Origin of the sequence: Pseudomonas paraeruginosa PA7 (assembly GCF_000017205.1) — a bacterium.
GTDB lineage: Bacteria > Pseudomonadota > Gammaproteobacteria > Pseudomonadales > Pseudomonadaceae > Pseudomonas > Pseudomonas paraeruginosa.
The window spans coordinates 907,453-932,201 of record NC_009656.1 but is presented as its reverse complement, the minus strand read 5'-3'; the positions used below and the strand labels follow the sequence as shown (position 1 = coordinate 932,201).

Here is a 24,749-nt window from a genome sequence, read left to right as displayed (position 1 = left end):
GGAGATTCCGTCCATGAGCATCCAGTCCATCCTGCGATCCTACGAGACCGCACTCAACGCGAACGACATCGACACCATCCTCGAACTCTACGGCGACGCGCCGGTGTTCATGCCGCAGCATGCCCCGGCCCTGGTCGGCCGCGAAGCGGTGCGCGCCGGCTACCGGCAGGTGTTCGCCAGCATCAGCCTGCAGGTCCGCTTCGACATCCACGAGGTCGCCGGCGACTGGGCCTGGGCCCGCACCAGTTCGGCCGGGCGCACCCGTCTGCTGGCCGACGGCGTGGAAATCGCCGAGGGCAACAACGAGCTGTTCGTGTTCCGGCGCGAACAGGGTCACTGGAAGATCCACCGTTATCTCTTCGCCACCAACCAGTCGCGCGCCTGAGGAACCACCGCCATGAAAGCCTATGTCATCGAACAAGCCGGCGGTCCGGAAGTCCTGCGCCTGCGCGACATCGCCTCGCCGGAACCGAACGCCAACGAAGTGCGGATCCGCGTGCGCGCCTTCGGCCTCAACCGCGCCGAGCTCTATCGGCGCGCCGGCAAGATGGGTCCGATCACCGGGCCGGTAGTTCCCGGCATCGAAGCGGTCGGCGAGGTCCTGCTGGACCCGTCCGGGCGCTTCCGGGTCGGCCAGCGGGTCGCCACCGCGATGGGTGGCCTGCAGTTCAGCCGCAACGGCAGCTACGCGGAAGAGGTCACGGTCCTGCGCAGCAATGTGCTCGCCCTGCCCGACACCTATCTGTCCTGGGAGGAGCTGGCAGCACTGCCGCAAGCCTACCTGACCATCTGGGGCGCGTTGGATCGCAGCCTGGCGATCCAACCCGGGCAGACCCTGCTGGTACGCGGCGCCACCTCCTCGGTCGGCCTGGCCGCCCTGACCTACGCCAAGGCACGCGGCCTGCGGGTGCTGGCCAGCACCCGCAGCGCGGAAAACACGGAGCGCCTGCGGCAGTTGGGAGCCGACCTGGTATTCGTCGACAACGGCGAGCTCTCCGCGTCGATCCTCGCAGCGCTGCCGGAGGGCGTGGACGCCGCGCTGGAGGTGGTCGGCGCGCCAACCCTGCGCGACAGCGTCCGCAGCCTGCGCCCGTTCGGCTCGGTATGCGTGATCGGCCTGCTCGGTGGCCCGCCATCGCTCGAACGGTTCCAACTGATGCAGGACCTGCCCGGCGCGGCCCGCCTGAGCTTCTTCCCCAGCGACCTGCTCGGCGGCGCGTACCTGGACCTGGGCGATTCGCCGTTGGGCTGGGTGGTGCAGGAACTGGCCAGCGGCCGCCTGCCCTCGCTGCTGTCCGCCACCTTCGATTTCGACGACCTGCCCCGCGCCCACAGCCTCATGGAGGCCAATCGCGCCTTCGGCAAGTTCGTGGTCCGCGTCTAGAGGAGAGCCGACCATGCTTCATATTCCCCTTGCCCGACTGGCGCTCCCGTTCCTGTGCACCACCCTCTCACCATTCGCGGCGCACGCCGCCGCAGCGGACCCCACCATCGAGGCCGCCGTCACCCGGCAGCTGGAACGCTATGAAGAGGCGCTGAACGCCTCCGACGTCGACGCGGTGATGAGACTCTATGCCCGCGACCCGGTGTTCATGCCGCAACACAGCCTGCCCGCGGTGGGCCGCGAGGCGGTACGCGCGGCCTACCGGCAGGTGTTCGCGAAGATCCGCCTGGACATCGACTTCAGCATCGACGAGATCCGCCCGCTGGGCCCGGACTGGGCCTTCGCCCGGACCCGCTCCAACGGTACGCTGAAAGTGCTGGGCGTCGACGCTCCCGCAGACGCCGAGGCCAACCAGGAGGTGTTCCTCCTGCACCGCGAAAACGACGGCCAATGGCGCTTCGCCCGCTACATCTTCAGCACCACCAATCCTCCCCGGCTGCCCTGAGGCCAGGCCTGGCCAGGGACGGTCGCGACACGCCGGCCGGACAGCGCCGCCACCGGCCAAGTTGGTACACTGGCGCTTCCGGCGACGATCCGGCGCCGGGCGAAGGGCCGGGCAACCGGGCGCGGGCTCGCCCCCGTCGCAGCAAGCAGTGAACAAGAGGAACGATGATGAGCGTCGCTAACGGTATCCCCGCATCCATACGCCAGGCGGTGACAGCATGATCGAGGTCACCGAGGTTTCCATCGCCGAGCTGCGTGACGCGCTCGACTCCGGCCGTACCACGGCGGTCGAACTGGTCCGGGCCTATCTGGCGCGGATCGACGCCTACGATGCGCCCGGCACGCCCACCGCGCTGAACGCGGTGGTGGTGCGCAATCCCGACGCGCTGGCCGAAGCGCAGGCCTCCGACGCCCGCCGGGCGCGTGGCGAGACCCTCGGCCCGCTGGACGGCATTCCCTACACCGCCAAGGACAGCTACCTGGTCAAGGGCCTCACTGCGGCCTCCGGCAGCCCTGCGTTCAAGGACCTGGTGGCCCAGCGCGATGCCTTCACCGTCGAGCGCCTGCGTGCCGCCGGGGCGATCTGCCTGGGCAAGACCAACATGCCGCCCATGGCCAACGGCGGCATGCAGCGCGGCGTCTACGGCCGCGCGGAGAGTCCTTACAACGCCGCCTACCTCACCGCGCCCTTCGCCTCGGGTTCCTCCAACGGCGCCGGCACCGCCACCGCGGCCAGCTTCGCCGCCTTCGGCCTGGCCGAGGAAACCTGGTCGAGCGGGCGCGGCCCGGCGTCGAACAACGGGCTGTGCGCCTACACGCCGTCGCGCGGGGTGATCTCGGTGCGTGGCAACTGGCCGCTGACGCCAACCATGGACGTGGTGGTGCCTTACGCACGGAACATGGCCGACCTCCTGGAGATCCTCGACGTGGTGGTCGCCGACGATCCCGATACCCGCGGCGACCTCTGGCGCATGCAGCCCTGGGTGCCGATCCCCAAGGCCTCCGAGGTGCGCCCGGCGAGCTACCCGGCCCTGGCGGCAGGCGCCGAGGCCCTGGCCGGCAAGCGCTTTGGCGTGCCGCGCATGTTCATCAACGCCGACCCCGATGCGGGCACCAGCGAATCCCCCGGGATCGGCGGCCCGACCGGCCAGCGCATCCAGACCCGGCCCTCGGTCATCGCCCTCTGGGAACAGGCGCGCAAGGCCCTGGAAGCCGCCGGCGCGGAGGTGATCGAGGTGGACTTCCCGCTGGTCTCGAACTGCGAGGGCGACCGCCCCGGCGCGCCCACCGTGTTCAACCGAGGCCTGGTGTCGAAGGAATTCCTCCACGACGAGTTGTGGGAACTCTCGGCCTGGGGCTTCGACGACTTCCTGCGCGCCAATGGCGATCCGAAGCTGAACCGCCTGGCGGATGTCGACGGCCCGCAGATCTTCCCCCACGACCCCGGCACCCTGCCCAACCGCGAGGGCGACCTGGCCGCCGGCATGGACGAATACGTGCGGATGGCCGAGCGCGGCATCAAGCCCTGGGATCGGATCGCGACCCTGCCCGATGGCCTGCGCGGCCTCGAGGAAACCCGGCGGATCGACCTCGAGGAGTGGATGCAGGGCCTGCGCCTGGACGCAGTGCTGTTCCCCACCGTCGCCGACGTCGGCCCGGCGGACGCCGACGTCAACCCGGCCTCGGCCGACATCGCCTGGAGCAACGGCGTCTGGGTCGCCAACGGCAACCTCGCCATCCGCCACCTCGGCGTGCCCACCGTCACCGTGCCGATGGGGGTGATGGCCGACATCGGCATGCCGGTGGGCCTGACCTTCGCCGGCCGCGCCTACGACGACTCGGCGCTGCTGCGCTTCGCCGCGGCCTTCGAGTCGACCGGCGCGCGGCGCATCGTGCCGCCGCGCACGCCGCCGCTGGTACGCGAGTGACCCTCTGGCCGGGAGGCCCCCGCCTCCCGGCCTTGTTCTTCCGTCCAAGGTAGTTCTCGGTGCCTCGACTCTTCGTCTGCGCCAGCCTCGGCCCCGGCCGTTCCGACCAATGCGCACCGCGGAAGGTCGCAGGGCAATGGTCGACGGCCGTCGGCGAGCGGCAGGACGCGCAGGGTCGCCTGGCAGTCGCGCACCGGGGCCGGGTCCTGGAGGATGGCGTGGGTATGGTTGCGCCCAGCCTCGCTGAAGTCGAGCAGGCGTTCGACGCTGGTGCCGCCCTCGACGCTCTCCAGCGTTCGGACCCGGCCGCCCTCGCTGGGCACGCTCTGCAGGATGAACGGCAGCCAGTCAGGCAGCGCGTCGAAACCGCCGACCAGGCGCCAGACCTGTTCGGCGTCGTTGCGTAGATCGATGGATGCACGGGCCTTGGCCATCACGATGGCTCCCGGGGCATGCGCCCCGCCGATTCGATGAAGGAAGGTGCCGGGCGCACCGCCTGGGTGGAACGGTTCATCGGATGGCCACCGGGTTGATGTTGACCTGGGTCGAGCCGACGTACAGCGGCTGGCCGAGGACGAAGAGGAACTCCCAGGCCTGGTCGCGAACCAGCGCGCGACTGTCGATCAGCTCCAGGTTGTAGATGCCGCGCTTGGCCAGCATGTACTGGTTGACCGGGAATTCGTCCTTGCCGTGCGGGTTGGGATACACCTCGGAGGCCCAGGTGTCGCCGCCGAAGGCCACGATGCCCTGGTCGGCCAGCCACTTCGCGGCCTCCATGCCGATGCCCGGCTCGACTTCGAGGAACTGCTTGTTGTCCCTGCCGATCAGTTCCAGCCAGCCGGTGTTGAACAGCACCACGTCGCCCTTGCGCAGGGCCAGGCCTTGCTTCTTCAGCACCGCCTGGATGTCGGCGACGCTGAACTCGGTGCCGCCGGGGACGATGTCCTTGCCATAGTGGGCGGTCATGTCCAGCACCACGCCGCGGGTCACGAACGGCGGGACCTTCTCGATGCCGAGTTTCTTCACGCCTTCGACGGTGACGAAGTCGGCGGCCTGGTTGCCGTTGTAGTAGCGGTTGTCGATACCGATGTGGCCGATGCCGTTGAGCTGGGTGCCGACACCGGTCCAGGCGTTCACCAGTTCGTCGTTGAAGGTGAACCTGTTCGGGCCGAGGGACTGCCCGGCCTGTTCGCCCGGCTGGATGTTGTAGAGGCGGAAGCTGCGGTGGCGGAAGGCCGGAAGGTTCTTGTCCACCGGCACCGCCAGCGGGTAGGTCTTGCCGGTCCTGACCAGGCCGACCGCCTGTTTCACCACTTCCGGGGTGAGCAGGTTGGCGGCGCCGATTTCGTCCTTCGCGCCGTAGGCGGAAGGGTACCAGTCGGCGGCCGCGGCGGATTGTGCGGCGAACGGCAGCGCGGCGGCCAGGGCGAGCATGGCGAAGGTTTTCATGGTGATTCTCCTGTGTTCGTCGAGACCGGCGGGGGGACGCGGAGCGTCCTCGCCCGGCGTCGGGTGGAAGGCATTGGGGTCGACGGCGCACCGCTGCGGCGCGCCGGGAGGATGGGAAGGCCGGCTCAGTCCCAGGCCGGCGCCAGGCCCTGCGGACTGACCTCTCGGCCGTTGCGCTCGAGACCGGCGATGCGCGCCATGTCCTCGTCGTCCAGGCGCAGGTCGCGGGCCAGCAGGTTGCTGGCAAGGTTCTCGCGGCGGGTCGAGGACGGGATCACCGCGTAGCCCAGTTGCATCGCCCAGGCCAGCGCAACCTGGGCCACGGTGGCCTGGTGCTTGGCGGCGATGCCGGCCAGCAGCGGGTCCTTCAGGACCTTGCCGTAGGCCAGGGTCATGTAGGAGGTGACCGCGATGCCCTGCTCCTCGAGGAAGGCGGTCAGCGCGCGATTCTGCAGGTAGGGGCTGAGCTCGATCTGGTTGGTGGATATCTCGCCCGCACCGACCGCGGCGATGGCCTGGCGGGTCAGCTCGATATTGAAGTTGGAGACACCGATCCGGCGGGTCAGGCCCAGGGCCTTGGCTTCGGCCAGCGCCGCCATGTATTCCGGTAGCTCAACGCCGTTGCCCGGCGCCGGCCAGTGGATCAGGGTCAGGTCGACCTGGTCGGTGCGAAGCCTTTCCAGGCTCTCGCGCAGGCTGGCGACCAGCCTGCCCCTGGCGTAGTGATCGACCCAGATTTTGGTGGTCAGGAACAGCTCGGAACGGGCTACGCCGCTCTCGGCGATGGCCTGGCCGATGTCCGCTTCATTGCCGTAGATCTGCGCGGTGTCGATGGCGCGGTAGCCCAGTTCGAGGGCGCTGCGCACCGAGTCGATGACGGCCTGGCCGGTCAGGCGGAAGGTGCCGAGGCCGAAGGACGGGAAAGAGTGGACGGTGGAAGACATGGTTGCGCTCCGTGGGCGGGATGGCTCGAATGAAGCGCAGTGTGGCGGCTTGCAACTCTTCGATTAAGACGAGAATGGAGCAAATTCATTTGCGCTGGAGTCACGAATCAAGGAGGCCTTCACTGGAGGTCTCCAGCGGAAATCGCCAGCCTCTGGCAGAACGCAGTTCATCGGCTTCGCCTCGACGGCCATGGCGGCCGGGGCAGCCTGTGCGACAAGTACCGTTACAGCGGCATCGACTTCGGCAACCTCAACTACGGCGAGCCGCGCAACCTGATGTCCACGGTGAAGTACACGCTCCGGGCTCGGACCGCCGCCGAGCCTCCACAGGCGCGGCGGCGCTGTTCGAACACCCCTTCCAGCCGCCTCAGCAGGGCCGGTAGCGGCGCTCGAACTCGCTCGCCAACTGCTCCAGCGTAACGCTACCCAGGCGCTCCAGGAGCAGCGCCTGCGCCGCCTCGAACGCTTCGCCGAGCGCTTCGTTGACCGCCTGCTCGACCAGGCATTCCGGATGGTCGGTAGACAGGCCGATGGCGAAGATCGAGGACGCTCCCAGTGCCTGGTGGATATCCAGCAAAGTGATGTCCGCCAGCGGCTTGGCCAGCCTCCAACCGCCGCGATGACCCTTCTCCGAACTCACGTAGCCTTCGTTCTTCAACAGCGCCATGGTCCGCCGCACCACCACCGGGTTGGTGCCGAGCATATGCGCGATGGCTTCGGAGGTCGCCGGCCCTTCGTGGCGGGCCATATGGATCAGCACATGGAGCATGCGCGAGAGGCGGGTGTCGTTTCTCATGGACGGCGGGCTCGTGGAGACGGAAAGGCCATGAGTATCTCTCGCTACAGAAAAAGTTACGAGAGCGTTGACAAGCCCATATCATGAAACTTATGTTGTTTCATGACTATCCGAATGGGAGATACGCCATGACTTTCGACGTGATCATCGTGGGCGGCAGCTATGCCGGCATCTCCGCGGGCATGCAACTGGCGCGGGCGCGGCGCAGGGTGCTGGTGATGGATACGGGCCTGCGACGCAACCGCTTCGCCCGGGCCTCCCATGGCTTTCTCGGCCAGGACGGCCGCGATCCGGCGGCCATCGCCGATGACGCCCGCGCACAGTTGCTGGCCTATCCCAGCGTCGAGTGGCTGTCCGAAGCCGCCGTCGCGGCGAAGAAGGAGGCTGACGGTTTCGTGGTGAAGGCCGCCAACGGAGAACGCTTCACCGCACGCCGGCTGATCCTCGCCAGCGGGGTAGCCGACGACCTGCCGGAGATCCCCGGTCTTGCGGAGCGCTGGGGCCGGCACGTGTTCCATTGCCCGTATTGCCACGGCTACGAACTGGACGGTGGGCCGATTGGCGTACTGGCGGCCTCGCCGCTGGCCATCCACCACGCCCTGATGTTGCCCGACTGGGGAACGACCACCTTCTTCCTCAACGGCGTCTTCGAACCTGATGCCGAGCAAATGTCCAGGCTGGACCGGCGCGGCGTGGCGATCGAGCGCGAAGCCGTGGTCGCTCTGGGCGGCGTGCGCGCCGACGTGATCCTGGCCAGCGGACGCACGATTCCGCTCGCGGGGTTGTTCACCCAGCCACGTACGCGCATGGGCCAGCCCGCTGGCGGCATTGCTCGGCTGCGAGTTCGAGGATGGACCGAGCGGGCCGTTCATCAGGACCGACGGCATGCGCGAAACCAGCGTTCCCGGCGTCTTCGCCTGCGGCGACGCGGCGCTGGCGGCCGGCAACGTCGCCATCGCAGTGGGCGACGGCGCGCGCACCGGTGGCGCGGTCCATCATTCCCTGCTGTTCCGCTGACGGCGGAGCCGGCGGCCAAGGAGCGGCCCACCGCCCGGCAAATCTTTCGAACTCCCCGGCGCTCCAGCTTTCCACTCTCCTGCATGTCACGCCACGGCGCCCGTCACGGGCGCCCCGACAAAGGAGAAAACCATGAGCACGAACCTGCAAGGCAAGAAGGTACTGGTCATCACCGCCAATGCCGGGATCGAGCGCGACGAGTTGCTCGAACCGCTGAAAGCCCTGAAGCGACAGGGCGCCGCGGTCACCCATGCGACCATCGAAGGCGGCGAGGCGCAGACCTGGGTACATGACCGCGAGAAAGACCTGATCGTCGACTCCGACGCCCGGCTGCAAGGCCAGCGCGCCGAGGACTACGACCTGCTGCTGGTGCCCGGCGGCACGGTGAACGCCGACACCCTGCGCCAGGACAGCGAGGCCCGGCGCCTGGTCAAGGAGTTCAGCGAAGCGGGCAAGACGGTCGCCGCCATCTGCCACGGCCCGTGGCTGCTGATCGATGCGGGCGTGGCCAGCGGCAAGACCCTGACCTCCTATTCCAGCGTGCGCATCGACCTGAGCAATGCCGGTGCCGACTGGGTCGACGCCCAGGTGAAGACCTGTCCGGCGAACGGCTGGACCCTGATCACCTCGCGCAACCCGGGCGACCTGCAGGCGTTCAACCAGGCCATCGGCGAGGCCCTGCGGGCGGCGGCCTGATCGTCGCTCGTGGAGACAATCGGTGGGCACCCTGAAGATCGCCACCTTCAACGTCAACGGCATCCAGACCCGGCTGGCCGCGCTGCTGGCCTGGCTGGAGCGGGAAGCGCCGGACATCGTCTGCCTGCAGGAACTGAAAACGCCCGACGCGCGCTTCCCCGCCGCGGCGCTGGAGAAGGCCGGATACGGCGCGATCTGGCAGGGCCAGTCGGCGTGGAACGGCGTCGCCATCCTCGCCCGCGACAGCCAGCCGCTGGAGGTACGCCGCGGCCTGCCGGGCAACGCCAGCGATCCCCACAGCCGCTACCTCGAAGCGGCCGTCGACGGCCTGCTGGTGGCCAGCCTGTACCTGCCCAATGGCAATCCCCAGCCGGGACCGAAGTTCGACTACAAGCTGGCCTGGTTCGAGCACCTCATCCGACACGCCGCCGAGCTGATGAAGAGCGGCCACCCGGTGGTGCTGGCCGGCGACTTCAACGTGGTGCCCAGCAACTTCGATATCTACGACACCCGCTCCTGGAAAAAGGACGCCCTGCTCCAGCCGGAGTCCCGCGAGTGCTTCGAGCGCCTCCTGCGGCAGGGCTGGGTGGACGCGCTGCGCCAGCGTTTCCCCGACCGGCGCCTCTATACCTTCTGGGACTACTTCCGCCAGCACTGGCAACGCGACGCCGGGCTGCGCATCGACCACCTGCTGCTCAGCGCCAGCCTGGCGGACCACCTGGAAGACGCCGGGGTGGATCGCTGGGTGCGCGGCGAGGAGCACGCCAGCGACCACGCGCCGGCCTGGGTAAGCCTGCGCCGACCCTGACCGTGTCGCGGCGCCACGCCGGACGACGCAGGAACGGTAAGCGCCGGCAGCCTTCATCGGCCACTTATCGTTCCTGGTTCGACGGCGCTCCGCCGAGCCTGCCAGGACAGGCTCGCCAGGGCAGGCGGCGGGGTAGTAGCATCGCCCGACCGAAACGTCCCACCGTCCCCTCGCGAGGCGCCACCCCATGGTCCTGACCAGCACCATCACCCTCTACGACGAGCGCTGGCCCATACGCTTCCAGGTCGCCCGCGCACAGATCGCTGGTGCCTTCGGCGACGAGCTGCTGGCCATCCATCATGTCGGCAGCACCGCCGTACCGGGGCTCGCGGCCAAGCCGGAGATCGACCTGCTGGTGGTGGTTTCGGCACAGCGTGACGAGGTCCGCCGCGACGAGGCGTTGCGCGACCTCGGTTATGTGCGCGGCAGCGACCTGTCGGCGGGGCACCATTTCCATCGGCGCGACGTCGACGGCGTGCGCACTCACAAGATTCATGTCTGCACCGAGGGTCATGCACAGATCGACAGGATGCTGCGTTTCCGCGACCTGCTGCGCAAGGATTCGCTCCTGCGCCAACGCTACCAGGACCTCAAGCTGGCCCTGGAGGCGGAAAATACCGGCGGCATCGGCGAGTACCTCGCCGGCAAGGCGCCCTTCATCGACAGCGTGATGGTCCCCTGTGCCAAACGGTCCTGACCTCAGCGGAACATGAGTAATCTCGTACCGCCTTGCCGGCCCCAGTATCAGGCACGGCGCCATCCGCTCGCTGAGCGGTATATATCCGGCAATTATAAGAAAGCATCAAATCAAGATGCATCAAAAGAAATAAGACATATAAATTCCAACCGAAAACAAACCAACCAATCAAAGCGCCGCCCGGCGGAAAAGTCCGAATACTCCAAGTTCATATTCGTTAACTCCGTCACAATCCATAGCGCACCAGGAAAGTGCGCCATCGCTCGGCAAAGCTCTAGGCATGAACCTAACAAGTGCGCATTGCAGAGCGCCTGCAACCCGAACTTCCGTTGGATTCCGACGAACTTCAAAATATTCATCCAGCCCGCACTAATAGCTATTCCTTTTGCTAACCAGCCACACTTGCGCAGAATTAATAGCTAACAGAAACGAACATAAAAAATATTTGAACGACTCCGTCACCCCTGCATATCTTTCGCCACGCGAATGATTAAGGAAGTTGCCCTCCCCCACACTCAAGGAGTCGATTCATGCATAAGCTTACATACCTGAATGCATGCCTGGTTCTCGCGCTGACTGTCGGCGCGAACCAGGCCTCGGCGGCGCCCGGTGCGAACGAAATGGCTGGCGACGTCGCCGTGCTCCAGGCTTCTCCGGCGAGCACCGGTCACGCCCGCTTCGCCAACCCCAACGCAGCGACCTCGGCGGCCGGTATCCACTTCGCCGCGCCCCCCGCCCGCCGCGTGGCACGCGCCGCGCCGCTGGCGCCGAAACCGGGTACGCCGCTGCAAGTGGGCGTGGGTCTGAAGACGGCGACGCCGGAAATCGACCTGGCCACCCTCGAGTGGATCGACACCCCGGACGGCCGCCATACCGCGCGCTTCCCGATCAGCGCCGCGGGGGCCGCCAGCCTGCGCGCCGCGATTCGCCTGGAAACCCGCAGCGGCTCGCTGCCCGACGACGTCGTGCTGCACTTCGCCGGTGCCGGCAAGGAGATCTTCGAGGCCAGCGGCAAGGATCTGTCGCCCAACCGCCCCTACTGGAGCCCGGTGATCGAGGGCGACACCCTGACCGTGGAGCTGGTCCTGCCGGCCAGCCTGCAACCGGGGGACCTGCGCCTGTCGGTACCCCAGGTATCGTATTTCGCCGACTCGCTGTACAAGGCCGGCTACCGCGACGGCTTCGGTGCCAGCGGCAGCTGCGAGGTGGATGCGGTCTGCGCGACCCAGAGCGGCACGCCGGCCTACGACAACGCCACCGCCGCGGTGGCGAAGATGGTCTTCACCAACTCGGCCGACGGCGGCAGCTACATCTGCACCGGCACCCTGCTGAACAACGGCAACTCGCCCAAGCGCCAGCTGTTCTGGTCGGCCGCGCACTGCATCGAGGACCAGGCTACCGCCGCGACGCTGCAGACCATCTGGTTCTACAACACCACCCAGTGCTACGGCGACGCCTCGACCATCAACCAGAGCGTCACCGTGCTGACCGGCGGGGCGAACATCCTGCACCGCGACGAGAAGCGCGACACCCTGCTGCTGGAACTCAAGCGTACCCCGCCAGCCGGCGTGTTCTACCAGGGCTGGAGCGCCACGCCGATCGCCAACGGCGCGCTCGGCCATGACATCCACCATCCGCGCGGCGACGCGAAGAAGTACTCGCAGGGCAACGTCACGGCGGTGGGCGTCACCTACGACGGGCATACCGCCCTGACCCGCGTCGACTGGCCGTCGGCGGTGGTCGAGGGTGGCTCGTCCGGCTCGGGCCTGCTGACCCAGGCCAGCGACGGTTCCTACCAGCTGCGCGGCGGCCTCTACGGCGGCCCCTCGTACTGCGGCGCACCGACCGCCAAGCGCAACGATTACTTCTCCGACTTCAGCGGCGTCTACTCGCAGATCGCCCGCTACTTCGCGCCCTGAAGACCGGGCAGGCTACCGAGCGCGCGGGGCCGGCAACCCGCGCACCGGCGGATAACCGCGCGGCGGTTATTCGCCCTACGCCTGGATCGGCGCGTGGAAATGCGGTTTCTTTCGTCGGTCAGGGACACGTAGGGCGCATGACGCCGGTGGCGTCATGCGCCGATCCACGCCGTCTGTTCAGTCCTGGCGGCTGGTGACTTCCAGCAGGTGGTAGCCGAACTGGGTCTTAACCGGTCCCTGGACCACGTTCAGCGGCGCGCTGAAGACCACCTGGTCGAATTCGCGGACCATCTGGCCGGGCCCGAAGGACCCGAGGTTGCCGCCGTCGCGGCCGGAGGGACAGGTCGAATGCTGGCGGGCGATCTCGGCGAAGTCGGCGCCGCCTTCGATGGCGGTCTTCAGTTCGTTGCACTTGGCTTCGCTGGAAACCAGGATGTGGCGGGCAGTGGCTCGGGCCATGGGGGGTACTCCTCGGTTGAAAGCGCAGAGCCTAGCAGACATCCAGCCCGGCACCGACAACCCGCGCCCGCGGGGAGGCTCGACAACCGCGACACGGCCTGCTTGACTCGGCCCCCTTCGCACAACCACGGACGCCCCGGCCAGCCTGGACACGCCGCTCCCCACGCAGAAGCAGAAGCACGTCCAGGTGGCGTCGCGGGCCTGCTGGTACCGGATCGCCGATGACTGGCCACGGCACGACTGAGCGCCCGGTGGCGATCCGCCGGCCGGCGGGCGGTTTTTAGCCGGTAGCGCCCGGGACTGGGGTACCATGCCGCGCCGAAACCGCCGTCGACCTCCCGTCCATGTCCTCCAACGCGCTGTACACCGACCTGTCCGCCTACTACGACCTGATGTGCGCCGACATCGACTACCAGGCGCAGAGCCACTGCGTGCGGCGCCTGCACCAGCTGTTCGGCAACCAGGGGCGCCGCCACCTGGACCTGGCCTGCGGCACCGGCCCGCACGTGCGCCACTTCCTCGACTTCGGCTACCGCAGCGCCGGCCTGGACATCAACCAGCCGATGCTCGACCTCGCCCGGCAGCGCTGCCCCGAGGCACGTTTCAGTCGCCAGGACATGGCCGACTTCCAGGTCGAGGAAACGCTCGACCTGATCACCTGCTTCCTCTACTCGATCCACTACAACGCCGGCCTGGCCCCCCTGCGGGCCTGCCTGGCGAGCGTCCACGAGGCGCTTGGAGACGGCGGGGTCTTCTGCTTCAACGCGGTGGACAAGCACCGGATCGACAACCGTTCGTTCGTCCGCCACACCCTGGAACACGAGGGCAGTCGCTTCACCTTCGGCTCCGGCTGGCACTACGGCGGCGAGGGCGAGCGACAGACGCTGCGCCTCGGCATCGAGAAGACCACGGCGGGAACCACCCAGGCCTGGCAGGATGAACACCCCATGGTCGCCCTCGGCTTCGGCGAGCTGCTGGAACTGCTGCGGCCGCACTTCGAGGTACAGGTCTTCGAGCACGACTACCAGCGGATCACTCCCTGGGACGGCGACTCCGGCAACGCGCTGTTCGTCTGCGTCAGGCGCTAGGCCGCAAGCCCTGCGCGAGCCGGCGCTCGGGAGGCTTCAGGCGGCCCGGCGCGACGACACGATCCGCAGCACTTCCAGGTAGCCTGGCGGCGCGCCGGTGGCGTTGCGCTCGCGCAGCATCCGATGCATCAACGGCAGGCGGAAGTACGGCACCGAGGCCATCACGTGGTGTTCGATGTGGTAGTTCACGTTGATGGGCGCCACCGTGGCCCTGGCGATCCAGCCGGCGCGGGTGGTGCGGGTGTTGAGGAAGTTGTCGGCGACGTTCTCGGTACAGGCATGCTCGGCCATGGAGCGGATACGCACGAAGGCGGCGAAGGGTGTCATGTAGGCGACCACCCAGGCGAGGTACAGCCAGGCATGTCCGGCGGTCCAGAGCAGGCCGAAGAGCAGCGCGTTGGTGATGAGGGTGGGCGTCGCGTTGCGCAGGAACAGCAGTCCACGGCTGGCGAACGTCTGCCCGTCGGCGGGCAGCCTGACCCGCTCGTTGGCCACCGTCCACCTGAGGTAGCCGGCATCCATGAGAAAGCGACCGATGAAGAACTTCACCCCGGTCAGGCCGCTGAGGTCGCGCAGCAGCTTGCGCGCCAGCGACGCCCGGGTCGTCGGGAAGGGCGCCACCAGCGAGAGATCCGGATCGTCCGCCTGGCCGGTCCGGGCGTGATGCGCGAGATGATGGCTGCGGTATTTCTTCAGGTCGTTCCAGATCGGCCTGGCGCACACCCAGTCGGCGAAGACCTCGTTGAGCCAGCGATGCCTGAACAAGGTGCCGTGGGAGGCATCGTGCATGAGTATCGCCAGGGCCAGTTGCCGCCCGGCGATCAGTGCGATGGCGAGCAGGAACACCGGGACCGCCAGCGCCGGCGCCTGCCCGCTGGCCCAGGCCATGGCGGCGAACGCCAGGGCGATGACGCCCCAGGTGAAGCCGACCGCGGCGAATCCCATGAGATCCGAGCGCCGGGTCAGCATGCGGATTTCGTCGCGGCTGAACAACTGCGTGAGCTTGCGGCGCGTGGCGGGTGAACTTTCCTGGCGAACGGCGGCATCCTGGAGCATGGCAACCTCGTGACGGTCAGTGGCGGACAGGTTCGGCGGCGCTGCCGGCCGGCGCCCCGGCAAGCGCCGGCGCTCGCAGGCTGCGCCAGATGGCTCGGCCGGCATCGTCGTAGCGCAACAGGGCCTCGATGAAGGCGCGGCGCTCGTGCGGATCAACCAGCGGCTCGGGGAGCAGCGGGTCGTAGACCAACTGGCGGATCGCCGCGCTGCCGAGCAGGAAGGACTCGCGCGCCGCCACCTCGGGTTCCATCGCATCGGCCCGCGCCATCCAGCCGCGGAGCTTCTCGGCGGTCCTGCGGTAGCCGCGATCGAGGCCCTTGCCATCCCAGAGGCCGCGCGCGCGCGCCTCGCGGGTCGGGTCGAACTGCATCGCCAGGAACACACAGGCCGAAGGTTCGAGGCCGAGCTTGAGCAGGCGCTCCCTGACCATCGTCACGCCGCCCAGCAGATTGTCCGGACGCACGAACAACTCGCGCTCCAGCTCGCGGAACCCCAGCAGTTCCAGCGCTCGTTCGCGCCGGCGCAGCTGTGCGCGATCGGTGCGTCCCAGGCCGGCGCAATGCGCGACGATCCAGGCACCGCTCCAGGGTCCCACGCGCGACTCGGCGTTGCGCCAGTCGCGCACGTCCTCCGCCAGGTCGCTGGCATTGGCACCCAGGCGATAGGCGCCGCGCTCGGCTGCCTCGATCATGCCGGCGGCGGCCAGGCGCACCAGCGCGACCCTGACGCTGTTCTCGCGGATGCCGAACAGCGCGCAGGCGGCCACCGCGTCGCGCGCGGTCAACTGGCCGTCGTCGGCGCTCAGGAGGAACTTGAGGATCAGGTCGCGGGGAGCGGGGGACATTTTCATGACTTCTTTTATCATTCGATGCAAACAACTGTAATATTACATTCAGATTCACATCAATGATTTTCTTGTAATCAATCCCCGACCGAACGATGGGTGCGAGACTGCAACGGTGCCGGGGATGCCTGCGGAGCGTGACGCCACCTTCGGCTAGACCAAGGTCGCAAAGACCCCGCCGGTCATCTGTGACACCTTCGCGCGCTTTTTTTACCCCCGCTGTCGAGAGTCACCGCATGTCTGCCCCGTTTTCCCCTCCTTCGTCCCGCACGCTCCGCGGCCTGGGCGCCCTCGCCCTGTGTGGCGGTTTCGTCACCCCGGCCAGCGCCGCCTTCCTCGAGGACAGCAGCGCGCGCCTGGAGGCGCGCACCGTCTACTTCAACCGCGATTTCCGCGACGGCAGCTCATCCAGCCCGCAGGGCGCCGCCAAGCGCGAGGAAGCCGCGCAGGGCTTCATCCTCGACCTGCGCTCGGGCTATACCGAAGGGGCGCTGGGCTTCGGCGTGGACACCCTGGCGATGCTCGGGATCAAGCTCGACTCCAGCCCCGCGGACAGCAACAGCGGCCTGCTGCCCTCCAGCGGCCACGATCCGCGTCGCTCGGTCGACCAGTACGCCAAGGCCGGCGTCGCCGGCAAGATGCGCTTCTCGCAGACACAGTTCAGGTACGGCGCGATGCTGCCGGACATGCCGTTGCTGAAATACAACGACGGACGCCTGCTACCGACCCTATTCCACGGCGCGCAGCTGACCAGCGAAGAGATCGCCGGGCTCAGGCTCTCCGCCACCCGCCTGGAACGCTACACCGCGCGTGACTCCAGCGACGCCCAGGATATCCGCGTGCACTGCAAGAACAAGCGCTACGCCTGCGACATCACCGGCAGCCGCTTCGACGCCTACCAGCTCGACTACCAGGTCAACGACGGCCTGCTGCTGCAATACGCCCAGGGCGGCCTGCGCAACGTCTATCGCCAGCGCTACCTCGGCGCGGTGGGCAAGCGGCAGCTCGGCGCCGGCAAGCTGAGCGCCGACCTGCGCTGGTTCGACAGCGAGGACGCCGGCGCGGCCCGCGCCGGCAGGATCGACAACCGCGCCCTCAGCCTGCTGCTCGCCTACGCCCAGGGCGGCCACACGCTCAGCGCCGGCTGGCAGCGGATGAACGGCGCCAGCTCGATGCCCTACCTCGACGGCAGCAATCCGTACCTGGCCAACTACCTGCAGGTGAACGACTTCGCCAACCCCGAGGAACGCTCCTGGCAACTGCGCTACGACTTCGACCTGCGCAGCGTCGGCGTGCCCGGCCTGAGCTTCATGACCCGCTACGTCAACGGCGACCATATCCGCCTGGCCAACGGCGACGAGGGCAAGGAGTGGGAGCGCGACGTCGAGCTCAAGTACGTGGTACAGAGCGGCCGCTTCAAGGACCTCAGCCTGCGCCTGCGCAACGCCACCTACCGCACCGACTTCGAGCGCTCGGCGCGCGACGTGGACGAGGTGCGCCTGATCGCCAGCTACAACCTGTCGCTGTTCTGAGCCGTCGCGCCGCAACGCACGCCGGCGCGACGCCCCGGCGGTTCAGACCGCCAGGGCGCGTTCGCGCAGCTCGACGTTGAGGATGCGGTCGTTCTCCGAGTAATCCACCGGGCAATCGATCACATGCACCCCGGGCGTGCCCAGGCAGCGCTCCAGCAGCGGCAGGAAGCCCTCGGCGCTGTCGACCCGGTGGCCGTGGGCGCCGTAGGCCTCGGCGTAGCGCACGAAGTCCGGGTTGCCGTAGTCCAGGCCGAAGTCGACGAAGCCCATGTTCGATTGCTTCCAGCGGATCATCCCGTAGCCGTTGTCGCGCAGGATGATCACCGTCAGGTTCATCTTCAGCCGCACCGCGGTTTCCAGTTCCTGGCTGTTCATCATGAAGCCGCCATCGCCGCACACCGCGACGATCGGCCGGTCCGGGTAGACCAGGTGCGCGGCCATCGCCGAGGGCAGGCCGGCGCCCATGGTGGCGAGGGCGTTGTCCAGCAGCACGGTGTTGGGCATGTGCGCCTTGTAGTTGCGGGCGAACCAGATCTTGTACATGCCGTTGTCCAGGGCAACGATGCCCTGCGACGGCAACGCCCGGCGCACATCGGCCACCAGGCGCTGCGGATAGAGCGGGAAGCGCGGGTCGTCGGCGCCTTCGGCGACCTGCGCCTCGTTGGCCTCGCGGATCGCCAGCAGGCGGCTGAAGTCCCAGTGCGCGGTATCGTCCAACGCCTCGCCGATCTGCCAGACGGCGTTGGCGATGTCGCCCACCACCTCGATCTGCGGGAAATACACCGGGTCCACCTCGGCGGAACGGAAGTTCACGTGGATCACCTCGGTACCGCCGCGAACCATGAAGAACGGCGGCTTCTCGATCACGTCGTGGCCGATGTTGACGATCAGGTCGGCCGCCTCCACCGCGCGGTGCACGAAGTCGCCGGCGGACAGCGCGGCGTTGCCGAGGAAGCGCGGGTGGCGCTCGTCGACCACGCCCTTGCCCATCTGGGTGGTGACGAAGGGAATACCGGTCTTGTCGATCAGTTGCTTGAGGACCTTGGCGGTCATCTTGCGGTTGGCCCCGGCGCCGATCACCAGGATCGGACTGCGCGCGGCGCGCAGCTTCTCCACCGCGGCGCAGATCGCCTTGTATTCCGCCAGCGGCCGGCGGCTCAGGCTCGGCGGGATCGGCAGGCTGTCGGTCTGCTCGGCGGCGATGTCCTCCGGCAGCTCCAGATGCACCGCGCCGGGCTTCTCCTCCTCGGCCAGGCGGAACGCCTCGCGGACCCGCGAGGGGATGATGTCGGCGGAGGCCAGTTGATGGGTGTACTTGGTCAGCGGCTGCATCATGCCGACCACGTCGAGGATCTGGAAGCGCCCCTGCTTGGACTTCTTGATCGGCTTCTGCCCGGTGATCATCAGCATCGGCATGCCGCCCAGGTAGGCGTAGGCGCCGGCGGTGACCAGGTTGGTGGCGCCCGGGCCGAGGGTCGACAGGCTGACCCCGGTCTTGCCGGTGAGGCGCCCGTAGGTGGCGGCCATGAAGCCGGCCGACTGCTCGTGGCGGGTCAGCACCAGGCGGATCTGCGACTTGCGCAGGGATTCCAGCAGGTCGAGATTTTCCTCGCCGGGAATGCCGAAGACGTACTGCACGCCCTCGTTCTCCAGGCATTGCACAACCACATCGGCTGCCTTGGCCATCTGCGTATTACCTCGGGTGGTGGCGATTTCTGACCGCTCGAACACTGCGCCCCTGGCGTCGCGCTGTCCAGCCCTTCTGGCCGGCGGCAGGCTCTGGCGTCGGCTTCGCCGGCACGCGGCGGCCGCCAACGATCATCAGCGCAGCTGAAGCCACCTGCCCGATCATCAGCACAGCTAATAATTCATTCGCTGATTTCATGGCGAGGCCGATGCCCGGATGGTAGAAATCCACCCGCCGCTTCCCGGGCCCGCCATCCTGAATGCTCCCCTCCTGTCTCCCATCGAACAAGAAGACGCCCATGCCCGACCACGCCCCGAACATCCCCGTCATCGCCGCCGAGGTGGCTGCCCTCGCCCCCGGCTTCCGCGCCCTGAGCCTCACCGTCGAAGCGGCGCCGATCGTTCGTCCGGAAATCGCCGGCCGCGCCATGGAACGCGCCTGCCAGGCGCTGGCGCGAGGCGAACCGGCCTGGGCCGAGGCGCACCTGGCGGCCTGGGCCGAGACCTTCCGCCGCTTCGGCGCCAAGCCGCAGCGCACCCCCTGCTCCGCCGAGGCCCTGCGCAAGCGCGCGCTGCGCGACGGCAGGTTGCCGGGCATCGACCCGGTGGTGGACCTGTACAACGCCATCAGCGTGCAGTTCGCCATTCCGGCAGGCGGCGAGAACCTCGCCGCCTATGCCGGCACGCCGCGCCTGGTGCTCGCCGACGGCAGCGAAACCTTCGACACCCTGAGCAATGGCGAGGCGGTGGTCGAGTCGCCGGAAGCCGGCGAGGTGGTCTGGCGCGACGACCTCGGCGTCACCTGCCGCCGCTGGAACTGGCGCCAGGGCGTGCGCACCCGCCTGGACGCCAGTGCCCGGCGCATGTGGTTCATCCTCGAGAGCCTGCCGGAGATGCCGCTGCGAGCCCTGTACGAAGCGGGCGACCTGCTGCTCGACGAACTGCGCCTGATGATGCCCGGCATGCGCGCCGACGCGCGCCTGTTGCCCGTGGCGGCATCGCCCGCGGAAAGCGTATAAAGGCGCTGCCCCGAGAGGAGAACGGAACATGTACCTGCCTTCGCATTTCGAAGAGCCCGACCCGCAGGCGCTGCACGCGCTGATCCGCGAATACCCGCTGGGCCTGCTGCTGACCCACGGCGAAGCGGGCCTGGACGCCAACCACCTGCCGTTCGAGCTGAGCCCGGAAAAGGGCGCGCAAGGCACCCTGGAAGCCCATGTCGCGCGCAACAACCCGGTGTGGCGCGAGCTGCGCGACGGCGACGAGGTGCTGGTGGTGTTCCGCGCCGGCGACGCCTACATCTCGCCGCAGTGGTACCCGAGCAAGCAGGAGCACCACCGCCAGGTGCCGACCTGGAACTACCGGGTGGTCCACGCCCACGGCCGGGTGCGGATTCGCGACGACCAACGCTACGTGCGCGGCCTGGTGGCGCGCCTGACGCGCACCCACGAGGCGTCCCAGGCGCAGCCCTGGAAGATGACCGACGGCCCCGCCGAGTACATCGACGAGATGCTCCGGCTGATCGTCGGCATCGAGGTCGAGATCACCCGCCTGGTCGGCAAGTTCAAGCTCAGCCAGAACAAGGAAGCCCGCGACATCCAGGGCGCCAGCGAGGCGCTGCTGGCGCGCGGCGAGCAGGCGCTCGGCGCGGCCATGGGCGACTGCGCGCGGGCAAGGCGCGGCTGAACGCACCTCAGCCCACGGCCGGCCTGCCGGCCTCGCCCAGCAACCAGTCGCGGAACGCGCGGACCTTCTCCAGCGCCCCGCATTCGGGCCGGTAGACCACGTAGTAGGCCTGGGCCAGCGCGCGCTCCGTGCCGTTGCGGCCGATCAGCGGGCGGACCAGGCGGCCCGCCGCCAGGTCGTCCTGCACCATCACACTGCGGGCCAGGGCCAGCCCCTGGCCGTCCATCGCCGCCTGCAGCACCGCCGCCGAGTTGTTGATCGCCAGGCCGTGGTCGGCGCCGAGATCGCCGTGTCCCGCCGCGTCCAGCCAGGTGCGCCAGGTCGGATAGTCGGGATCGCTGGCCATCGACAGGTCATGGATCAGGGTGCAGCGCGCCAGCGCCGCGCGGCTCAGCCGGCCGTTGCGCAACGGCGGATAGCCGGGCGCGCAGACCGGGAACATCACCTCGTCCAGCAGGCGGATCGCGGCCAGGCCCGGCCAGCGACCGGCGCCGTAGCGCACGCCAATGTCGATGCGCTCGTGATGGAAATCCAGCGAGCGCGAGTTGGTGTCCAGCAACACGTCGATGCGCGGGTGAGCCTGCTGGAAACGCTCGATGCGCGGCAGCAGCCACTTCGCCGCGAAGGCCGGGCTGACCGTCACCGTCAGGCCCGCCTGGCGGCCGCTGTCCTTCAGCCTGGCCAGGCCGCTGGCCAGGCGCTCGAAGCCGGCGCGGATATCCGGCAACGCGGCGCGCGCGGCCTCGGTCAGCGTCAGGCGCGCGGCACCGTGGCCGGCGCGGATGAACAATTCGCTGCCCAGCCAGGCCTCGAGATTGCGCACCTGTTGGCCAACGGCGGCGGGAGTGACGTTCAGCTCGGCCGCCGCGGCGGAGAAGCTCAGGTGCCGCGCGGCGGCTTCGAAGGCGCGCAGGGCGTTGAGATACACGGGACCGTTCATCGATAGTTTTTCTTTTCCGCAAGGAAAGAACTCATGCGTTGTGGCGACATCCCCGCGGTTCGACAATCCGCTCCGCACAGGTCGCGCCTCTTGCCGAAAATAGCAGCTTTGCGGGAGAGACGTGGCCTCTTTCCCACAAACGTAACAGTTTCGCCCAACCCGCTTGGGGGAGGTCCATCATGAATAGTTTTTCTGACAAGGTCGCGATCGTCACCGGCGGCGGCTCGGGGATCGGCAAGGAGGTCGCCCGGCGCCTGGTCGAGGCCGGCGCACGGGTGGTCATCGGCGGCCGCGACGCGGCCAAGCTGGAGCGCGCCGCCCGTGACATCGACCCCGTCGGCGACAGCGTCCGCACCCTCGCCGGCGACATCGCCGACCCGGCCACCGCCCAGGCGCTGGTGGACCTGGCCAGCGCCACCTTCGGCGGCGTCGACATCCTGGTCAACAACGCCGGGATCTTCCGTCCCAAGCCGTTCCTCGAGGTCACCCCGGAGGAGTACGACGATTTCCTCGATACCATCCTCAAGGGCAAGTACTTCATGGCCCAGGCCGCCGCCCGCGCCATGCTCCGGCGCGGCGCCGGGGCCATCGTGCAGACCGGCTCGCTATGGGCGATCCAGGCCGTCGGCGCGACGCCCTCGGCCGCCTACTCGGCGGCCAACGCCGGGGTCCACGCGCTGACCCGCAACCTCGCCCTGGAACTGGCCGGCGCCAATATCCGCATCAATACCGTGGCGCCGGCTGTGGTCGAGACCCCGGTCTACGCCACCTTCATGGACCCCGAACAGGTCCGCGAGGTGCTGCCCGGCTTCAACGCCTTCCATCCCCTGGGGCGCAACGGCCAGCCGGGCGACGTCGCCGCGGCCATCCTGTTCCTCGCCTCGGACGCCGCCGGCTGGATCACCGGGACCGTGCTGCCGGTCGACGGCGGGGTCACCGCGGGACGTCCCTGAGGGCCTCGCTCAGGTCCCGCCGGTCTCGCCCGGCTGCGGCCGGTGGTGGACGAACTCCGCCACCGGCCGTCCGGCAGCAGGTAAAACGCCTTCATTTCGCCGAGCGGACGTTGCCGTAGCGCACTTCCTTCGACGGCGGATAGCCATAGAAGGCGGTGTAGCACTTGCTGAAATGGCTGGGCGAGACGAAGCCGCAGGCGACCAGCACCTCGAGCATGGTCAGGTCGGAGTGCTGTAGCAGGCGCCGGCATTCGGTGATGCGCAGCTCCAGGTAATAGCGCACCGGGGTGGTGCCGAGCTGCTGCTGGAACAGCCGCTCGATCTGCCGCCGCGAGCGACCCACGTACTGGGACAGCTGTTCCTGGCTGAGCGGCTCCTCGATGTTCGCCGCCATCAGGTTGATCACCTCGCGCAGCGGCTCGCTCATCTTCTCGTGCAACGCCGGACGCACCCGTCGGTAGCGCGACTCTTCGAAGGCGAGGATGTCCACCACCGCCTCCACCAGGTCGCGCCCGTGGCGCCGGGCGATCCACTCCAGCGCCAGGTTGAAGGCGCCGGTGGGGCTGGCCGCGGTCAGCCGGTCGCGGTCGACCATGTAGCTGTCGCTGGTCACCTGGCTGTGGCGGGCGATCTCGGCGAGCGCGGCGCGGTGCTCGGGATGGATGCAGCAGCGGTAGCCATCCAGCAGGCCGGCGTCGCCGAGGAACCAGGCACCGTTCCACAACCCGGCCAGGGCGATGCCGTGCGCCGCCGCCTCCCGCAACGCCTCCCCCAGCACGCCGGAGGAACGCAGCGGCGTGCGCAGCCCGCCGCACACCACCAGCAGGTCCAGCCCTTCCACGGCCGTCGCGGAGAGCGCCAGGTCCGGGCAGATCAGCAGGCCGAGGTCGCTGGTCACCGGCTCGCCGCCGAGGCTGAAATTGCTCACCGCGAAGGACTCGCCGCGGATCAGGTTGGCGGTCACCAGGGAGTCCAGTGCCTGGGTGAAGGCCGGCAGGGAAAAATGCTCGAGCAGCAGGAAGCCCACCCGCGCCCGTGCCGAGCCCCCCTCCCCGGCCCCGGTGAACCTGAGGTTCTGCCCTTGCAGGGCGGCGCTGAAACGCCTTCTTTGCATCGCTTGCGGCCTCTTGTTTTTCTTCTGGTTCGTTCGCCAGCGAAGCACAGCGAAACAGGCAGCGATGCCTGGCTGGTTTCGACAGGCCTTCGCTTCGGCGAAGCCCCATGATAGGCGCAAGACGGATGCTTGCAGTAGCACCGGAGCAGCGCTGTCGCGGAATCCGGGCTCAGGAGTAGCGCTCGTTCAGCGCATAGAGGATCGCCGCCGTCTCGGCATCCGCCACGCCGTCGTGGTTGTCCGGGCGGAAATGCATCTGGAATGCCCGCAGCAGATTGGCGAAGTCCTCGTCATTGCCCCTTTCGGGCACGGCGTAGCCATAGCGGCGCAAGGCTTCCAGCCACTCTGCGCGCGACGGCAGCCCGTCGCGTTCGAAGCGTGCCTGGTAGCGATCGCGGGTGGCGTCGTCGTACCAGGCGCCGATGCCGGCGTCGTGGAGTTCCTTCCAGGGCAGTTTCGGACCGGGGTCGGACTTGCGCCCCACGGCGATATCTGAATGCCCGAGGACGTGCTTGGGTGAGATGTCCGGGTAGCGCTGCAGGATGTTCCGCGCCAGTTGCCTGAGCGCCTCGATCTGCGACGGTTCGTAGTCCGGGAAGGTGAATACGCCATCGTCGTCGCGGGCGAGGTTGACGATCTCGATGCCGATGGAACTGTCGTTCAGCCCTTCGCGTCCGCCCCAGCTGCTGACCCCGGCATGCCAGGCGCGGTCGTTCTCGTCGACCAGGTTGAAGATCCGCTGCCCGCTGAAGCCGGCCCGGCGGTAGCTGGCGTCGGCCGGCGAAGGCACCAGGTAGTGGGCGCTGCCCGGCCCCCGGGTGAGCATCTCCACCGAACGCGAGAAGTCCAGCGCCGTGTAGTGCAGTACCAGGTAGCGCACTCTCTTGTTGTAGGCGGCGCTGGTCCGGTAGCTGTTGTAGTCGATCGCCAGCGGCGGCGGCGCCAGCGTTTCCCCATGCGCGTCGGGCCGCTCGACCACGGCGCCCTGCAGGCAGCCGGCCAGACCCAGCGCGCAGGCCAGGACACAAAGGTTTTTCGTCGTCATCCATCCCCCACGGGCAGTCGCCGCTGGCCACGCCACCCCACGCCGGACGTGGCAGGCGGACAGCCGCGCTTCGCTGAAATGCCGGCGATGCCGGCGCGGGGGAATCTAGCGATGGCGCCGTTCCGGTTATGTAGGACGAGTCAGAAAACCGGTGTCGCCGGTTCGCCGAACAGGCGACCAGGTGCAGGACAACACCCATTCTGC

The 24,749-nt window shown here is 68.3% G+C and carries 25 protein-coding genes and 3 pseudogenes; 16 read left to right on the top strand and 12 right to left on the bottom strand.

Going from position 1 to position 24,749, the window contains the following annotated elements; genetic code table 11:
* Positions 1-13: 13 nt before the first annotated feature.
* The 4 genes from PSPA7_RS04460 to PSPA7_RS04445 all read left to right on the top strand — a co-directional run bounded on the left by PSPA7_RS04460 (position 14) and on the right by PSPA7_RS04445 (position 3,816).
* The gene (locus PSPA7_RS04460) at positions 14-385 is read left to right on the top strand and encodes a YybH family protein (RefSeq protein WP_012074283.1); all 372 of its coding nucleotides are present in this window, start codon (positions 14-16) and stop codon (positions 383-385) included.
* Positions 386-397: 12 nt separating this feature from the next.
* Positions 398-1,384 (top strand): zinc-binding alcohol dehydrogenase family protein, encoded by a 987-nt coding sequence (locus PSPA7_RS04455; protein WP_012074282.1) that lies wholly within the window; start codon positions 398-400, stop codon positions 1,382-1,384.
* A 13-nt stretch (positions 1,385-1,397) separates the two neighbouring features.
* The gene (locus PSPA7_RS04450) at positions 1,398-1,889 is read left to right on the top strand and encodes a YybH family protein (protein WP_003151790.1); all 492 of its coding nucleotides are present in this window, start codon (positions 1,398-1,400) and stop codon (positions 1,887-1,889) included.
* A gap of 217 nt (positions 1,890-2,106) precedes the next feature.
* Positions 2,107-3,816 (top strand): amidase, encoded by a 1,710-nt coding sequence (locus PSPA7_RS04445; RefSeq protein ID WP_012074280.1) that lies wholly within the window; start codon positions 2,107-2,109, stop codon positions 3,814-3,816.
* Here the strand turns inward: PSPA7_RS04445 and PSPA7_RS04440 are convergent.
* The 3 genes from PSPA7_RS04440 to dkgB form a co-directional block, all read right to left on the bottom strand.
* A complete protein-coding gene (locus PSPA7_RS04440) occupies positions 3,717-4,250 on the bottom strand; it encodes an SRPBCC family protein (RefSeq protein ID WP_041025289.1) in 534 nt (177 codons plus the stop codon). The two genes, PSPA7_RS04445 and PSPA7_RS04440, sit on opposite strands and share 100 nt — an antisense overlap.
* A gap of 76 nt (positions 4,251-4,326) precedes the next feature.
* Positions 4,327-5,265, bottom strand: coding sequence for a cyclase family protein (locus tag PSPA7_RS04435; protein WP_003157311.1), 939 nt, complete (start codon positions 5,263-5,265; stop codon positions 4,327-4,329).
* A 125-nt stretch (positions 5,266-5,390) separates the two neighbouring features.
* Positions 5,391-6,209: a 2,5-didehydrogluconate reductase DkgB gene (gene dkgB, locus PSPA7_RS04430; RefSeq protein WP_012074279.1), complete on the bottom strand. Its 819-nt coding sequence runs from the start codon at positions 6,207-6,209 to the stop codon at positions 5,391-5,393.
* A 207-nt stretch (positions 6,210-6,416) separates the two neighbouring features.
* Here dkgB and PSPA7_RS32965 point away from each other — a divergent pair.
* Positions 6,417-6,509, top strand: a pseudogene (locus PSPA7_RS32965) (hypothetical protein); the annotation flags it as partial.
* Between the two features lie 67 nt (positions 6,510-6,576).
* Here PSPA7_RS32965 and PSPA7_RS04425 read toward each other — a convergent pair.
* Positions 6,577-7,005 (bottom strand): Rrf2 family transcriptional regulator, encoded by a 429-nt coding sequence (locus tag PSPA7_RS04425; protein WP_003157314.1) that lies wholly within the window; start codon positions 7,003-7,005, stop codon positions 6,577-6,579.
* Between the two features lie 83 nt (positions 7,006-7,088).
* On the opposite strand from PSPA7_RS04425, the pseudogene PSPA7_RS04420 reads away from it, so the two are divergent.
* The 5 genes and pseudogenes from PSPA7_RS04420 (at position 7,089) to piv (ending at position 12,142) form a co-directional block, all read left to right on the top strand.
* A pseudogene (locus PSPA7_RS04420) lies at positions 7,089-8,022 on the top strand (NAD(P)/FAD-dependent oxidoreductase).
* A gap of 132 nt (positions 8,023-8,154) precedes the next feature.
* Positions 8,155-8,718: a DJ-1/PfpI/YhbO family deglycase/protease gene (locus tag PSPA7_RS04415; protein ID WP_012074277.1), complete on the top strand. Its 564-nt coding sequence runs from the start codon at positions 8,155-8,157 to the stop codon at positions 8,716-8,718.
* Between the two features lie 22 nt (positions 8,719-8,740).
* Entirely contained in the window at positions 8,741-9,526 is a 786-nt protein-coding gene (gene xth, locus PSPA7_RS04410; RefSeq protein WP_012074276.1) for an exodeoxyribonuclease III, read from the top strand.
* A 187-nt stretch (positions 9,527-9,713) separates the two neighbouring features.
* Positions 9,714-10,223, top strand: coding sequence for a GrpB family protein (locus PSPA7_RS04405; protein ID WP_004368830.1), 510 nt, complete (start codon positions 9,714-9,716; stop codon positions 10,221-10,223).
* A gap of 530 nt (positions 10,224-10,753) precedes the next feature.
* Positions 10,754-12,142 (top strand): protease IV, encoded by a 1,389-nt coding sequence (gene piv / locus PSPA7_RS04395; protein WP_012074275.1) that lies wholly within the window; start codon positions 10,754-10,756, stop codon positions 12,140-12,142.
* Between the two features lie 177 nt (positions 12,143-12,319).
* Here piv and PSPA7_RS04390 read toward each other — a convergent pair whose 3' ends face one another.
* Complete coding sequence (locus PSPA7_RS04390; protein WP_003157456.1) at positions 12,320-12,601, bottom strand: peptidylprolyl isomerase; 282 nt, start codon at positions 12,599-12,601, stop codon at positions 12,320-12,322.
* Positions 12,602-12,734: 133 nt separating this feature from the next.
* On the opposite strand from PSPA7_RS04390, the pseudogene PSPA7_RS31810 reads away from it, so the two are divergent.
* Both PSPA7_RS31810 and PSPA7_RS04385 read left to right on the top strand, forming a co-directional pair.
* A pseudogene (locus tag PSPA7_RS31810) lies at positions 12,735-12,845 on the top strand (GFA family protein); the annotation flags it as partial.
* A gap of 100 nt (positions 12,846-12,945) precedes the next feature.
* Positions 12,946-13,689, top strand: coding sequence for a class I SAM-dependent DNA methyltransferase (locus tag PSPA7_RS04385; RefSeq protein WP_003157457.1), 744 nt, complete (start codon positions 12,946-12,948; stop codon positions 13,687-13,689).
* A 36-nt stretch (positions 13,690-13,725) separates the two neighbouring features.
* Here the strand turns inward: PSPA7_RS04385 and PSPA7_RS04380 are convergent, their stop codons facing one another.
* Positions 13,726-14,745: a fatty acid desaturase family protein gene (locus PSPA7_RS04380; protein WP_012074274.1), complete on the bottom strand. Its 1,020-nt coding sequence runs from the start codon at positions 14,743-14,745 to the stop codon at positions 13,726-13,728.
* 16 nt (positions 14,746-14,761) lie between these two features.
* Positions 14,762-15,589, bottom strand: coding sequence for a PaaX family transcriptional regulator C-terminal domain-containing protein (locus tag PSPA7_RS04375; RefSeq protein WP_003157459.1), 828 nt, complete (start codon positions 15,587-15,589; stop codon positions 14,762-14,764).
* A 236-nt stretch (positions 15,590-15,825) separates the two neighbouring features.
* On the opposite strand from PSPA7_RS04375, the gene PSPA7_RS04370 reads away from it, so the two are divergent.
* On the top strand, positions 15,826-17,121 hold the full coding sequence (locus tag PSPA7_RS04370) for an OprD family porin (RefSeq protein ID WP_012074273.1): 1,296 nt from the start codon (positions 15,826-15,828) through the stop codon (positions 17,119-17,121).
* A 42-nt stretch (positions 17,122-17,163) separates the two neighbouring features.
* Here PSPA7_RS04370 and PSPA7_RS04365 read toward each other — a convergent pair whose 3' ends face one another.
* Positions 17,164-18,807: an acetolactate synthase large subunit gene (locus PSPA7_RS04365; protein WP_003157460.1), complete on the bottom strand. Its 1,644-nt coding sequence runs from the start codon at positions 18,805-18,807 to the stop codon at positions 17,164-17,166.
* A gap of 7 nt (positions 18,808-18,814) precedes the next feature.
* A complete protein-coding gene (locus PSPA7_RS04360; RefSeq protein ID WP_012074272.1) occupies positions 18,815-19,039 on the bottom strand; it encodes a hypothetical protein in 225 nt (74 codons plus the stop codon).
* 67 nt (positions 19,040-19,106) lie between these two features.
* Here PSPA7_RS04360 and PSPA7_RS04355 point away from each other — a divergent pair, with 67 nt between their 5' ends.
* Positions 19,107-19,826, top strand: a complete 720-nt coding sequence (locus tag PSPA7_RS04355; protein WP_012074271.1) for a B3/B4 domain-containing protein — start codon at positions 19,107-19,109, stop codon at positions 19,824-19,826.
* 28 nt (positions 19,827-19,854) lie between these two features.
* Positions 19,855-20,493, top strand: a complete 639-nt coding sequence (locus tag PSPA7_RS04350; RefSeq protein WP_012074270.1) for an FMN-binding negative transcriptional regulator — start codon at positions 19,855-19,857, stop codon at positions 20,491-20,493.
* A gap of 7 nt (positions 20,494-20,500) precedes the next feature.
* On the opposite strand, the gene gcvA is transcribed toward PSPA7_RS04350, so the two are convergent.
* Entirely contained in the window at positions 20,501-21,433 is a 933-nt protein-coding gene (gcvA, locus tag PSPA7_RS04345; RefSeq protein WP_041025287.1) for a transcriptional regulator GcvA, read from the bottom strand.
* 179 nt (positions 21,434-21,612) lie between these two features.
* On the opposite strand from gcvA, the gene PSPA7_RS04340 reads away from it, so the two are divergent.
* Positions 21,613-22,386, top strand: a complete 774-nt coding sequence (locus PSPA7_RS04340) for an SDR family NAD(P)-dependent oxidoreductase (RefSeq protein WP_012074268.1) — start codon at positions 21,613-21,615, stop codon at positions 22,384-22,386.
* Positions 22,387-22,477: 91 nt separating this feature from the next.
* Here PSPA7_RS04340 and souR read toward each other — a convergent pair whose 3' ends face one another.
* Complete coding sequence (gene souR, locus PSPA7_RS04335) at positions 22,478-23,500, bottom strand: transcriptional regulator SouR (RefSeq protein WP_041025286.1); 1,023 nt, start codon at positions 23,498-23,500, stop codon at positions 22,478-22,480.
* Positions 23,501-23,669: 169 nt separating this feature from the next.
* Positions 23,670-24,545 carry an N-acetylmuramoyl-L-alanine amidase gene (locus PSPA7_RS04330; RefSeq protein ID WP_012074265.1) on the bottom strand — a complete coding sequence of 292 codons (876 nt, stop codon included), beginning with the start codon at positions 24,543-24,545 and terminating at the stop codon, positions 23,670-23,672.
* Positions 24,546-24,749 lie beyond the last annotated feature (204 nt).